Below are 12,686 nucleotides of genomic sequence, written 5' to 3' on the forward strand. Positions count from 1 at the left end.
GTCAGTCCTCCCTCTTGCGCATCGCCACGGCGGGAGGCACCGAGCTGCCTCGCCACGCGGGCACCAGGGACGCCACCACCACCACGCCCACCACGCCCAGCCACACCGCCGCGCCCTGCCCCAGGGACAGCCGGGGCATCAGCACCGGGCCGCCCATGAAGAACTGGAGGGACTCATCCGTGACGCCGATGCCGTCTCCCATCATCCCGAACAGCAGCGCCGCGGCGATGGCCAGGCCCACGCCCGCGCCCAGCCCGCCCAGCAGCAACCCCTCGGTCAACAACGAGCCGAAGACGTCGCTCCGCTGCATTCCCACCGCGCGCATCGTCCCCACCTCACCCACGCGCTCCTGCGCGAGGAGCAGCAGCGTGCCGGCGGAGACCAGCACGACGAACAGACACAACATGACGGAGAAGCCGAGCAGCACCACCCGCGTCAGGCCCACCACCTCGCTGACGAAGCCGCCCGCCGCCTCCCAGTCCACCGTCGTCAGCGGCACCGACGCGCTCGTCGCCCGCTGGACGACGTCCAGGGCCACCGCCTCCGGGTTCGCCTCCGGCGTCACCACCACGGCGGCCTGGAGCACGCTGCCTCCGCGCAGCTCCGTCGCGGAGAACGTCTCCGGCCAGGCGCGGGCGCGCGGGAAGTCGGGCACCTCCGACGAGGGCTTCTCCGGCGTTTCGACCTCCACCACGGTGGCCGGCTTGAGCAGGTCCACCTCCGACTCCGGCAGGAAGTCCAGGCCGAGCGACTGGGCGTCGCGCTTCGCCTCCTCCATCAGCTCCGGCGACAGGCGGCCCGACAGGTAGCGCGCGCTCACCAGGTCCATGAGGCTGAGCGTGTTGACGCGGCTGGAGTCTCCGCCGAGCCCCCGGAAGCGGTACGTGCCCCAAATCTTGAGCGGCACGCCATTGACGAGTGAGTCCAGGCCCTTGAGCACCACGGTGTCCCCGGGCTTCACGCGGTACAGCGGCAACAGCGGCGCCAGCTCCGCGTAGAAGAGCTGGTGACGCGTGGCGAAGTTGGCGTCATCGAGTTGCAGGAATTCGCGCCACAGGGCCTCCGCCTCGCCAGGGTGTCCCAGCACGCGGGTGAGCACCGCGCGCGCGGCATCCGAGCGCTCCGCGTCCACGCGGGCCAGCAGGTCCGGCAGCTCCGCCGACGCGCGGTCCACCAGCGTGCGCAGCCGCTCGTCCTCCGCGAGCAACGCGCCCCGGTCCAGCTCCCGCTTCAGCTCATCCAGCCGCGCGGCGACCGGCAGCTTGAAGCGCTGCTCGTACAGGCCGTGCCCCAGGAGCAGGCCCCGGTGTCCCGGGGGTGGCAGCGTGCCCGTCACCAGCTCGAAGCGGGGGAAGGCGCGGACGAACTGATTCAAATCGCTGCCCAGGTACTCGATGTCGATGGACTCGCCCTCGCCCACCTGCCGCGCGACGTGGTTCTCCAGGTACTCGAGCGCGGCGAGCGGCTGGGCGCCAAAGCGCTCCCAGAACGCGGGCGTCGTCGCCGCCTCCAACGCCGCGCGGTCCATGCGCGCCTCGTCGGCGGTGAGGAAGGCCTCCGCCTGCCGGTCCGCGTCACGCGCCACGTCCCGCAGCGTGCGTTGCAGATCCGCCGCCAGCCTCGCCAGCCGCGCGTCGCGCTCCGGCGAGGGGGGCTGACGCGCCACGGCACGCGCGGTGGAGAGCTTGTCGTCCAGGTAGTTGCCCCGGAACGTGGCGCCCATGCCCACTTCCAGCGGCACGACGTCACTCACCCCGGGCGTCTCGCGCACACGGGCCTCGGTGGCGGGATAGTCCGGCAGGGGCACCAGCACGGGTGCGCCCGTGGGCCCCGTCACCACCACGGCGGACTCGGTGGACTGGGAGTTGTAGACGAGGAAGTGGCCCGCGCCACTCTCGATGACGCTGCGCTGGGTCCCCTCGGAGATGCCCGCCACCATCGCCAGGCCCAGGGTGAGCAGCAGCGCGGAGCCGAGCGCCAGCAGGGCCACCACCCAGCTCCGAGGTCGGGCCACGACGCTCTGGAGCGCGAACGACAGCAACGTCACTGGAGACTCCTCGCGATGCGGACCCTGCACACTCGCCCCGGCGGGGCGGGCGGCGTCCTCGACCGGACGTGGAGGCCGGACGATAGAGAACCCCTTCGAGCGATACAAGCCACACGCCCTGGATGGTTGCGCGACGCGAGAAGGACAGACCAAGCTGCACGCCGCCTCCTCCCTCTCCCGAGACAGCGCATGACGGCCTCCCCCAGCCCCTCCCTCGCGCAGTCACTCCACTTCTGGGCGCGCAACGCCGCCAACGAGTCCGCGCTCCTGCGAGCCTCCCTGCGCCTGGGCCTCTTCGACGCACTTCCGGTGCAGGGCAGCTCCACTCCGTGTTCCGTCGAAGCGCTCGCCACCGCGACGGGGACCTCCGCCCGAGGACTGAGGGCCCTGCTCGAGCTGCTGGTGTGTCTGGGTTACGTCTCCCAGGATGACGCGCGGCGCTTCGCCCTGACGCAAGGCGCGGCGGCGTTCCTGCGCGACAGCGCCTTCCTCCAGCGGCTCGAGGCCGAGCAGGAGTGGGGGGGCCCGGTGGCCCTGCTCGACGAGGCGGTGAAACACGGCGAGCCCGTGCAGCACGCGGGAAGGCGCTGGGACGTGCTCGGACACTTGCGCGCGCTGTTCCTGGAGGCCGCGGCGCCCGCTTCCAGCACGGAGGCGGAGGACTTCTTCGACCGCTTCGCCCGGAGCGGCGCGCGCACGCAGGTGCTCATCACCTCCGGGCGGCTGGGCCTGCTGGAGCTGCTCGCGTCGGCACCGCGCACGTTGCCGGAGCTGGGCGCGGCCACCTACCTGAGTACGGGCGGGCTGCGCGTCGTGGTGGAGGTGCTGGAGAAGCTGGGCCTCGCGACGCGGGAGGGCGAGGCCTTCGGGTTGAGCGCGGAGGCGCGGAGGCTGCTGGACGGCAAGGCGCTGGCGTACATGGTGCGCTCGCTGAGCGTGTCCGCGCAGTACACGGAGGCGCTGGAGCGACTGGACGAGACGGTGCGCGAGGAGCGCTTCATCCTGGACCTGAAGGACCCGGAGGTGAGCCGGCGCTTCTACGCGGACAACTCCAATCAGATTACGGCGGTCTTCGCGTCGCACTTCCAGCTCAGTCGCAAGGCGGCCACCACGCTCTCGAAAGCGCACCCGCTGGAGGGCGCGGCGGTGCTGGACATCGGCACCGGCTCCGGCGTGTGGGGCGCGGCCTTCGCGCGCGCGACGCCGACGACCCACGTCACATACTTCGACCAGGCGGTGGTGCTCGAGCAGGTGCGCGCAAACCTGGAGCGGCTCCAGGTGGCGGACCGGGCGCGCTTCTGGCCCGGGGACTTGTTCACCCACGACTTCGGGGAGGCCGCCTTCGACGTCATCATCCTCCCCCAGGTGCTCAACGTCCTGCGGCCGGAGAGCCTGCCCGGCCTGTTCGCGCGCGTGGCCCGGGCCCTCAAGCCCGACGGCGTGCTGCTCATCGCCGAGTACGTGCTCAACGAGCGCCGTGACGGCCCCCTGGACCACCTGTACTTCGGCCTGCGTCGGTTCATGACCAACGAGGGCGACCTGCTGTCCGCCTCCGAGTACGCGCGGCTGCTGGAGGTGGTGGGCCTGTCCTCTTCCGTCTGCATCCCCCTGCCCACGCAGGAGATGATTTTCGCCGCGCGCCCCGGGGTGAACCTGCCCACGCGGCTGGCGGACTGAGCACGCACCGCGTCACGGGCCTTCCTCCCAGGGCCTGTCCCCGTGGGAATCCGGGCCGCTCGCTTGCTCGTGGCGCGGCACCCCGACTAGCGTCGCTCCTCCCTCGCGTTCGAGTCAGACCCCTGAAAGGTCCCGATGCGCGCCGTGCCGAAGGTGGACAGTCCAGGCTCCGTGGCCTTGCCCGAAATGGGCGAGCGCGGCACGTCCATCGCCACGAAGCTGCGCGGTCGGTTCGCCCGGCGGGTCGCCGCGCTGGGCTACCACTCGCACTCGTTGCCGTCGGGCGTGGGACATCTCCTCTTGCACGTGGGCCTGGCGGCAGCCGCGGCCCTGGGCACGGCGCGGTTGATGGCGGACCACCCCTTAGCGGGCTGGGTGCTCTACCCGCTGGCGGCCTTCTTCATCGGCACGCGCTTCCGAGCGCTGGGCAACATGCTGCATGAGGCCTGTCACGGCATGTTCGTGCGCGGCAAGCGCCGCAACCGCGTCTTCGGCCACCTGCTGGCCGTCATCGACCTGACAGCGCTGGAGCCGTACACGCGCGAGCACTTCACGCACCACCTGCACCTGGGTGACGCACAGAAGGATTTGGACTTCGCTTCCCGGCGCCGCTTCGGCTTCGCGGAGGCGGACCGGCCGTTCGTGAAGGACCATCTGCTGCGGCCCCTGTCGCTGATGCACCTGCCCGCCTTCCTGCGGCCGGTGTTCTTCCACCGCACGGACCCGTGGGCGGTGACACTCACCCGGTGGGCCTTCCTCGCGGGGCTGGTGGCGCTGGCGCAGTGGGGCATCGGCTGGAAGGCGTTCGCCCTCTTCTACGCGCTGCCGTACCTGGTGCCGTATCAGGTCATCCGCTACTGGTCGGACGCGGTGGACCACGCGGGCGTCATCGGCTCGCCGGACGAGTTCCACCGCTCCCGCAACCACGTCTTCGCGTGGGGCTGGCTCAACCGGGTGCTGTTCCCCCGGCATGACCAGTACCACCTGACGCACCATCTGTTCCCCGCCGTGCCCACCGCGTTTCAGGGCCGCGTGCACCAGATGCTGCTGGAGGACGCGGACTACTCCGCCCGCGACCACTCCTTCGCCGCGCTGCTGCGGTAGCGCTACCGGGCCGTCGCCCGCTCAATCACCTCGAGCGCCTCCGCGAAGTGCGCCGGCGCCGCGCCCAACCCCAGCCGGAAGCCGTGCCCCCGCTCCAGGGGATGCGCGCCGTGGGGCTCGCCAACCTCCATGGCGCTCAGCGGCAGCACGAACACGCCCGCGGCCGCCAGGGCCTCCAGCCGGGCAGAAAACGCCGCCGGCTCCATGGCGTCCCGCACGCCGATGCAGGTGACGAGGCCGCCCTGCGGCGCGGTGCCGTACACGCCCCGCGAGCGCTCCAGGAACGCGGCCAGCGTGCGCCGGTTCTGGAGCCAGTCCTCCCGCGCGCGATGCAGCGCGGGGCTGTGCAGGTCCTTGAGGACTTCGTACGAAATCCACTCCGTCACCGGGTTCACCGTGTGCGTCGTGTAGTTCTTCTCGTTCTGCATCAGCGCCAGCATCTTCGTGTCGCCCACGCACCAGCCGATGCGCAGCCCCGGACACCCCAGGCACTTGATGAACGAGCCCGTGACGAACGAGCGCGTGCCCGGCCGCCAGACGGTGGGACCCAGCACCGCGTCCTCCGAGGACAAGAAGCGGTAGTGCTCGTCGCCCACCACCGTGGCGCCATGGGCTTCGGCCCACGCCGTCACCGCGCCCAGCAGGTCCGCGTCCAGCACCAGGCCGCTCGGGTTGTGGGGGGTGTTGATGATGACGGCGTCCGGGCGCTCGCGCTCCAGGCACTCCAGCCACTCGGCCGCGTCGATGGACGGCTGGCCCTGGGCGTTCCAACGCACGGGCAGCTTCACCCACTGCGCGCCCTGCTGCATGGGCAGCTCATAGAGGAGCTGGAACGCGGGCCACGCCAACGCCACCTTGCGCGGACGGAGCTGGCGGAACAGCAACAGCAGCGCCTCGCTGGTGCCGGTGGTGATGAGCACGTTGTCCCGCGTGGCACCCGGGTGCATGGCGGCCACCAAATCCCGCAGGTCCGCGCGCCCCCAGTTCGGACTGTCGCGCAGGAGCGTGGATAGGAAGACCTCCGACGCCTGGGCGGCACTCACCCCCGAGCCCGTCAAGAGCTCGCCCACCGTGACGGGACGGCCTCCGGACTCTCCCAGGTTGTAGCGCGCGGTGAACCGCGAGCCCTCCAGGTAGTCCTCCATGAAGAATGAACGCAGCGGTTCCATCTCGACTCCGGAAGTGAAGACTCAGGCGGCCGTCACGGCGGCGCTGGGGACCACGGGCCAGGCGACATCACCGCGATGGGCGACGACGACTTGCTGGATGGGCATGTCGAAGCCTCGCGCGGACGACAGTCCCACGGGCGTCAGGAGCGCGCGGAACTCCGGCAGGGACAACACGTCGCCCTCGTTGGACACGTAGCGCCGCAGCGAGAAGTAGAGCGCGTCGAGCGGCCCATCCCGCCGGTCCGTGAGCAGGTAGCCCGAGATGAGCAGCAGCCCTCCGGGCCGCAGCGCCCGCGCGAGCTTCGCGAAGAAGCCCGGCAGGGCCTCGGGCGGCAGCGCGGGGATGATTTGCGGCAGGAGGATGACGTCGTACTCCGCCTCGCCGTAGTCCACCGTGAGGCAGTCGCCCTCCCACAGCCGAGAGCGAGCCTCCAGCTTCAGCTTCGTCAGGTGCGGGCGCACCGCGTCCAGCACGTGGGGCGAGTCCAGGTACGTCACATGCGTCGTGGGCGCCGCCAGCCCGAAGGCCGCGCCCCACACGCCGGAGCCCGTGCCCACGTCCAGCACCCGCGCGCCCGCGAGCGAGCGCATGGAACCCACCAGCTCCGCCGCCTTGCGACTCAGCCGCAGATGCGAGGCGAAGATGCTGGAGATGCGCGACGCGTTCTCCTGGTAGATGCGGCGCGCCGTCTCGGGCTGCCTCAAGTCCAACCGGAAGCGATGCTCACGCACCGCCTCGTCCAGGTGCCCGAAGGCCTCCCAGTAGGCCATGGTCGCCGGCAGCGCGCGCTGGAAGTACGGCAGGCTCGTCGCATCCAGCATCCGCGCCGCGGACTCCGTGAAGCCCCAGCGGCCGTCCTCTTCGCGCGTGACGTCCAGCGTGGCCAGCACGCCCAGCAGCACACCCAGCCCCTCCGGATGCGCGCCCAGCTCGGCCGCCAGCGTGGCCTTCGGCGCGGATGACTCCACCAGGCGCGCCAGCAGGCCCAGCTCCGCCGCCGTCACCAGCGCCTGGGTGCGCGCGAAGTTGCGAGCGAAGCGGTCATGAAAGTCCTCCGCCTCCGGGCCGGGCGCGGGCGGCAAGGGCTCCAGGAACAGCGCGCGGTACCAGCCGAGCAGGTCGCGCCCATCCACCGGGCCACCCGTGCGCACCGCCTCCGGCAGCTTCGCCACCACATGCCACCAATCGAGGACGTTCCGCAGCCGCGCGGTGAAGGCGTCCTGCGCGAGGAACGCCGCGGTGGCATCCGCGAGCGAGTAGCCCCGCACCTCCTCCAGCCGCACGAAGCCCAGGCCCACCAGGGGCTCGATGACGGCGCGCACTCCGCGCGCGTTCGCTCCCAGCTGTCGAGCCAGAACGTCCAGCGACACGGGCACCGCGCCGGGTCCCCGGGGAAGCTTGTCGAGCAACCCGAGCGAGAATGCGGCCTGGAGCGCCGCGGACTCGTTGCTCGCGTCACGGGCCAGGAAGTTGAGCTGCTGGACGAAGGCGGGCGACACGGCGGGCTTCGACATGGACTCTCCTTCAGACCCAGCGGAACCAGCGCAGCGCGGCCACCATCGGAAGCACCGTCCAGGCGGCGAGCACCGCCATGGGCATGCCCAGCGTCATCAGCGACGTGCCTTCCAGCATGATGGAGCGCAGCGAGTCATTGAGCGCCGTCAACGGCAGCGCGCGGATGAGCGGCTGCATCCAGCCGGGGAAGTTCTCCGACGCGAAGAAGACGCCGGACAGGAACATCATCGGCATGGAGACGAGGTTGACGAGGCCGCCCACCGACTCCTCGTTGCGCGCCCGGATGGACACCAGCAGCGCCAGCGAGGCGAAGCACATGGCCCCCAGCAGCCCCACGCCCAGGAGCGCGAAGTAGCTGCCGAACATGGGCACGCCGAAGAGCCAGCGAGCGAAGGCGCAGAAGAAGGCGACCTCCAGCACCGCGAAGACCGTGCGTCCCAAGAGGAAGGCGAGGAAGAAGTGCGAGCGGGACATGGGCGTGCCCGCCAGGCGCTTGAGCAGCTTGCCGCCGCGCATCGACACCAGCGGCACCGCCAGCGCCCACAGGCTGGAGGACATCAACGACATGCCGAGCAGCCCGGGGATGAGGAAGTCGATGTAGCGATTGCCCGGCTCCGACACCGGCGTCGTCTTCACCGCCTCCAGTCGAGGTGCGTCCGGAGCCCGCGCCAGGGCCTGGGACACCAGCAGCCGCGCGGTGCGTCCCTCGGGCTGGCTGGGGTCCACCAGCGCCTCGGGACTCAAGTCACCGGGCACGAGCACCAGCGACACCCGCCCTCGGGCGAGCATGCGCCGTGCCTCGGCGGCGTCCAGGACCTGGGCCTCCAGCTCCGGCGTCCCCTCCAACCGGGCGAGCAGCGCCGGGGCCCCCGGCCCGCCGGTGACAGCCACGCGCACGGGCGACAGCGACTCGTTGCGGAAGGCCAGCCCCAGCACCAGCGTGGTGACGATGGGGAAGATGAACGTCCAGAAGAACACCTCGGGCTGGCGCCACAGCACCCGCAGCCGCATCAGCACCAGTTGTCCCAGCGAGCCCATCACGCCGCCTTCTCCTCGGTGCCCTCGCGAAGCGAGCGCCCCGTCAATCCGATGAACACGTCATCCAGCGTGGACCTGCGCGTGGACAGGTGCCGCAGCCGGGCGCCCGACAGCTCCACCTCGCGCAGCACCGAGGGCAGCGCCACATGCAGCTCCTTCACCCGCAGGGAGAGCCGGTCCGCGTGGAGCTGCGCCGAGACGACCGCCGGCAGCGGGCGCAGCCGCTCCAGGTCCAACGCGGGGTCCGCCTCCAGCTCGATGACCTGATCGGCCCCCAGCGAGGCGATGATTTCCCCGGGCGTCCCGCGCGTCATGACCCGGCCCTTGTCGATGATGACCAGCCTGTCACAGAGGACCTCGGCCTCGTCCATGTAGTGCGTGGTCAGCACCACCGTGCGGCCTCGCGCCTTGAGCGCCACCACCACGTCCCACAGCGCCCGGCGCGACTGTGGGTCCAACCCCGTCGTCGGCTCGTCCAGGAAGAACAGGTCGGGGTCTCCCGCCAGGCCCAGCGCCAGGGCCAGCCGCTGCCGCTGACCGCCTGAGAGCTTGCCCACCCGCGCCCCGCGCTTCTCGCCGAGCTGCACCATGCCAATGAGCTCCTCGACGGGGAGCGGGCGTGGATAGAAGGAGGCGAACATCTTCACCGTCTCCTCCACCGTGAGGTGTTCCACCAGCCGAGTCTCCTGGAGCGTCAGGCCGATGCGCTGGCGCAACTGCGTGGCGGAGCGCTTCCAGTCCAGGCCGAGCAGGCGCACGTGACCGGAGGTGGGCTCCTGGAGTCCCTCGAGGATTTCGACGGTGGTCGTCTTGCCGGCGCCGTTGGGGCCGAGCAGACCCACGCACTCGCCCCGGCGGATGTCGAGGTCGATGCCATCCACGGCGACGACGTCACCGAAGCGCTTGACCAGTCCCTTCACCTCGATGGCGAGTTCGTCTGGGGATGTCATAGGGGGGTGGCGGCAGTATGGCCCAGGCAGGGGTCGGGGCCCAATGCACTCGGCGCGGAATGCAGCGGGACTCATCCGGGGGTGCTACGGTCCCGCGCCGTGGCCCTGAGCGACGGATTGGAAGCGCGGGTTGACCGGCTGGAGTTGCCGTTCAACGAGTACGGCGTGGACCCGTACGGAATCTCCAAGAAGCACGTGAGGGACGCGCTGCGCCTCTTCACGCTCATCTACCGGTATTACTTCCGGGTGCGCTGCCATGGCATCCACCACATCCCCGCCCGAGGCCGCGGGATGCTGGTGGGCAACCACTCCGGCGGCGTGGCGGTGGACGGCGCCATGGTGCTGACGTCCACCATGCTGGAGATGGACCCGCCCCGCCTGTCGCAGGGCATGGTGGAGCGCTTCCTCCACAAGTTCCCCGTCTCCTCCCTCTGGGCCAGCCGCACCGGCCAGTTCACCGGCCTGCCCGAGCATGCGAAGCGGCTCTTGGAGGATGACCGGCTGTTGATGATCTTCCCGGAAGGCGCGCGCGGGACGGCCAAGCTGTATCCGGACCGGTACTCGCTGGTGGACTTCGGCACGGGCTTCGTGCGGCTGGCGTTGCAGACGCGCTCGCCCATCATCCCCTTCGCGTTCCTGGGGGGCGGCTCGGCCATCCCCACGGTGTTCAACGCATACACGTTGGGCAAGCTGCTGGGGGTGCCGTACATCCCGCTGACGCCATACCTGCTCCCGTTGCCGTTGCCGGTGCAGTTGGAGATTCACTATGGCGAGCCGCTCGTCTTCCACGGCACCGGGGACGAGGACGACCACGTCATCGAGGGGTATGTGGCGAAGGTGAAGGAGCGCATCGCGGGTCTCATCGAGCTTGGCCGGGCGGGGCGACAGCACCGCGGGCTGGCGAGGAAGCTGCTGCCATGAGGGTGCTCATCCCGGGTATCGCCGGAGGTATCGCGCGCAAGCTGGCGCTGCGGCTGAAGCTCGCTGGCCACGACGTGGCGGGGGTGGACATCCGCCCATGGGAGAACGCGCGGGAGGCGGGCATCGAGGTGTTCCGGGGTGACGTGCGCAAGCGCGTGGCCGAGGACGTCTTCCGCCGCTGGCGCCCGGAGGCGGTGGTGCACATGGCCACCGTCACGGCCTTCACGGTGCCGGGGGCGGAGCGGGGGCGCATCAACCTGGATGGCACCAAGGCGGTGTTCGACCACTGCGCGACGCACGGGGTGAAGCAGCTGCTCTTCGTGGGACGGCACACGTTCTACGGCGCGGCGCCGGACTCGCCGCTGTACCACTCCGAGGACGAGCCACCGCGCGCGCTGGAGGCCATCCCTGAACTGGCGGACCTGGTGGCCGCCGACCTGTACGCGGCCACGGCGCTGTGGCGACTGCCGGAGGTGACGACGGGGGTGCTGCGGCTGCCGTACACCCTGGGCGCGCCGGGCACGGGGACGCTGGCGTCGTTCCTGAAGGGCCGGCGGGTGCCGTTGGTGCTGGGGTATGACCCGCTGTTCCATGTGATGCAGGAAGAGGACGTGGTGACGGCGTTGCAGCTCGCGCTGGAGAAGAAGGTGCGGGGCATCTTCAACATCGCCGGGCCCGCGCCGATTCCGCTCTCCGTCATCGTCCGGGAGACGGGGCGCACGGGGGTGCCGTTGCCTTCGAGGGTGTTGTCGTTCCTCCTGGGGCGGGCGGGCTTCCCTCGACTGTCGGTGGGGGCCTTGGACCACCTGCGTTATCCCATCGTCGTGGACAACCGGCGCTTCCTGGAGGCGACGGGCTTCGAGTTCCAGCACAGCGTGGCGGACACGCTGCGCCTCTACCGCGAGGCGGCGCCGGTGCCCGTGTCGGGGGGACTGCTCTAAGGGGTGCTCCGGAGGGCTTCGGGAGACATGCTAGCGTGGAGGCCCCCTCGTGCCCCGAGTCGGAGCCCATGCCCCTGAAGCCCCTGCCCTTTTCCGCCCCATCGGTTCGCAGGTTGGAGCGACCTTCACTGGAGGAACTCCGGGAGTGGCATTACCGGGAGCCCGTCATCGTGCGGGGGTTGCTGGAGGACTCGGGGCTGCTCGGGGAGCTGCGCTCGCGGTCGACGTTGGACGGCAAGCTGGCGGCGCTGGAGGCGCAGCTTGGGGAGCGCCCGCACTACTTCTGCGTGTTGCCGCCGGAGTCGCGGGGGCAGTACCGGCCGAAGCTCGTCGAGAACCACGCGGATGGGGGGGCGGCGGCGGTGCCGGAGGGGGGCACGTTCGCGGACTTCGCGGGGCGGCTGAAGGCGGCGGTGGAGACGGGCGAGTACGTCTACATGCAGAACGGGATGCTGGAGCAGTCGCACGTCCGGGAGAAGCTGCGCTTCGACTTCCTTCGGTTCACCGAGCCGCGTGGGGTGGAGAGCAAGTTCTGGATTGGGTCGGATGGGCAGGTGGTGAACCTGCATTACGACGACTGCATCAACTTCATCTGCATGTTCGAGGGCACCAAGCGGGTGACGATGTTCCCGCCGGAGCAGTTGGCGAACCTGTACCACGCGCCGTTCGACGTGCTGGCGGGAGGCGCGCCCACGACGAGCGTGCAGTTGTTGAACATGGATTTGGAGCGGCATCCGAAGTTCCGCACGGCGTTGGAGCATGCGTGTGTCGCGGTCGTCGAGCCCGGGGATGCGCTGTTGATTCCGCCGTTCTGGTGGCACCACGTGGAGTCGTTCGGGGCGATGCATGTGATGGTGAACAGCTTCATCACGACGATTCCGTCCTCGGCGACGTTGGAGTTGTGGAAGGACCTGTCGGCGGGAATGAGGGCGCTGGCGAGGGCCACACCGGAGGAGCGGAGCCGGGAGCGGGACATCTTCCGGCGGCGCGTGTTCGGGAACGAGGAGGGTGGGGACACGTCACCGCTGGCGGAGCAGGCGCGCAAGACGTTCCAGGCACTGCCTCGCTCCTGGCGGGAGCACGTGGCCAGGTTGTGGGAGGCGTTCGCCTTCCAGGTGCATGGGACGCCGTTCGAGGCGACGCCGGGAGGGATTGAGGGACTCCTGGAGCGACAGGCGGGACAGCTCACGCTCTACCCGAACGCCAACATGCTCGCGGAGATGCCGGATGTGCTGGAGCTGCCTCAGGGAGACCCGGACCCGCGGTAGCTGAAGCGCATCCCGGCACAGCAACCGGCTAGATGACTGGGTATGGATGTCGTGT

At 70.4% G+C, this 12,686-nt stretch carries 10 protein-coding genes; 5 read left to right on the forward strand and 5 right to left on the reverse strand.

Annotation, left to right across the window (positions count from 1 at the left end; all coding sequences use genetic code 11):
• Position 1 precedes the first annotated feature (1 nt).
• Positions 2–2,047 carry an FtsX-like permease family protein gene (locus HUA75_RS23465; RefSeq protein ID WP_174487682.1) on the reverse strand — a complete coding sequence of 682 codons (2,046 nt, stop codon included), beginning with the start codon at positions 2,045–2,047 and terminating at the stop codon, positions 2–4.
• A gap of 189 nt (positions 2,048–2,236) precedes the next feature.
• Here HUA75_RS23465 and HUA75_RS23470 point away from each other — a divergent pair, with 189 nt between their 5' ends.
• Positions 2,237–3,724 (forward strand): class I SAM-dependent methyltransferase, encoded by a 1,488-nt coding sequence (locus HUA75_RS23470; protein WP_174487683.1) that lies wholly within the window; start codon positions 2,237–2,239, stop codon positions 3,722–3,724.
• A 171-nt stretch (positions 3,725–3,895) separates the two neighbouring features.
• Positions 3,896–4,828 carry a fatty acid desaturase gene (locus HUA75_RS23475; RefSeq protein ID WP_371746177.1) on the forward strand — a complete coding sequence of 311 codons (933 nt, stop codon included), beginning with the start codon at positions 3,896–3,898 and terminating at the stop codon, positions 4,826–4,828.
• Positions 4,829–4,830: 2 nt separating this feature from the next.
• Here HUA75_RS23475 and HUA75_RS23480 read toward each other — a convergent pair whose 3' ends face one another.
• The 4 genes from HUA75_RS23480 to HUA75_RS23495 are packed head-to-tail and all read right to left on the reverse strand — an operon-like array spanning position 4,831 to position 9,501.
• Complete coding sequence (locus HUA75_RS23480) at positions 4,831–5,997, reverse strand: pyridoxal phosphate-dependent aminotransferase (protein ID WP_141641571.1); 1,167 nt, start codon at positions 5,995–5,997, stop codon at positions 4,831–4,833.
• A gap of 21 nt (positions 5,998–6,018) precedes the next feature.
• Positions 6,019–7,512 carry a class I SAM-dependent methyltransferase gene (locus tag HUA75_RS23485; protein ID WP_174487685.1) on the reverse strand — a complete coding sequence of 498 codons (1,494 nt, stop codon included), beginning with the start codon at positions 7,510–7,512 and terminating at the stop codon, positions 6,019–6,021.
• 10 nt (positions 7,513–7,522) lie between these two features.
• Positions 7,523–8,551 (reverse strand): ABC transporter permease, encoded by a 1,029-nt coding sequence (locus HUA75_RS23490; RefSeq protein ID WP_174487893.1) that lies wholly within the window; start codon positions 8,549–8,551, stop codon positions 7,523–7,525.
• On the reverse strand, positions 8,551–9,501 hold the full coding sequence (locus tag HUA75_RS23495) for an ABC transporter ATP-binding protein (RefSeq protein WP_174456480.1): 951 nt from the start codon (positions 9,499–9,501) through the stop codon (positions 8,551–8,553). Before HUA75_RS23495 ends, HUA75_RS23490 begins: the two co-directional genes overlap by 1 nt.
• Before the next feature lie 117 nt (positions 9,502–9,618).
• Here HUA75_RS23495 and HUA75_RS23500 point away from each other — a divergent pair, with 117 nt between their 5' ends.
• The 3 genes from HUA75_RS23500 to HUA75_RS23510 all read left to right on the forward strand — a co-directional run bounded on the left by HUA75_RS23500 (position 9,619) and on the right by HUA75_RS23510 (position 12,631).
• A complete protein-coding gene (locus tag HUA75_RS23500; RefSeq protein ID WP_217440436.1) occupies positions 9,619–10,422 on the forward strand; it encodes a lysophospholipid acyltransferase family protein in 804 nt (267 codons plus the stop codon).
• Positions 10,419–11,363 carry an NAD-dependent epimerase/dehydratase family protein gene (locus HUA75_RS23505; protein ID WP_174462793.1) on the forward strand — a complete coding sequence of 315 codons (945 nt, stop codon included), beginning with the start codon at positions 10,419–10,421 and terminating at the stop codon, positions 11,361–11,363. Before HUA75_RS23500 ends, HUA75_RS23505 begins: the two co-directional genes overlap by 4 nt.
• Before the next feature lie 68 nt (positions 11,364–11,431).
• Entirely contained in the window at positions 11,432–12,631 is a 1,200-nt protein-coding gene (locus HUA75_RS23510) for a cupin-like domain-containing protein (protein ID WP_174487686.1), read from the forward strand.
• The last annotated feature ends 55 nt before the right edge of the window (positions 12,632–12,686 follow it).

Source organism: Myxococcus sp. CA040A, assembly GCF_013336725.1.
GTDB classification, from domain to species: domain Bacteria; phylum Myxococcota; class Myxococcia; order Myxococcales; family Myxococcaceae; genus Myxococcus; species Myxococcus llanfairpwllgwyngyllgogerychwyrndrobwllllantysiliogogogochensis.

Excerpts from the sequence above, each read along its gene's own strand:
- HUA75_RS23470 (WP_174487683.1), top strand. The coding sequence starts at position 2,237 with ATGACGGCCTCCCCCAGCCCCTCCCTCGCGCAGTCACTCCACTTCTGG.
- HUA75_RS23480 (WP_141641571.1), bottom strand. The coding sequence starts at position 5,997 with ATGGAACCGCTGCGTTCATTCTTCATGGAGGACTACCTGGAGGGCTCG.
- HUA75_RS23485 (WP_174487685.1), bottom strand. The coding sequence starts at position 7,512 with ATGTCGAAGCCCGCCGTGTCGCCCGCCTTCGTCCAGCAGCTCAACTTC.
- HUA75_RS23490 (WP_174487893.1), bottom strand. The coding sequence starts at position 8,551 with ATGGGCTCGCTGGGACAACTGGTGCTGATGCGGCTGCGGGTGCTGTGG.
- HUA75_RS23495 (WP_174456480.1), bottom strand. The coding sequence starts at position 9,501 with ATGACATCCCCAGACGAACTCGCCATCGAGGTGAAGGGACTGGTCAAG.
- HUA75_RS23505 (WP_174462793.1), top strand. The coding sequence starts at position 10,419 with ATGAGGGTGCTCATCCCGGGTATCGCCGGAGGTATCGCGCGCAAGCTG.
- HUA75_RS23510 (WP_174487686.1), top strand. The coding sequence starts at position 11,432 with ATGCCCCTGAAGCCCCTGCCCTTTTCCGCCCCATCGGTTCGCAGGTTG.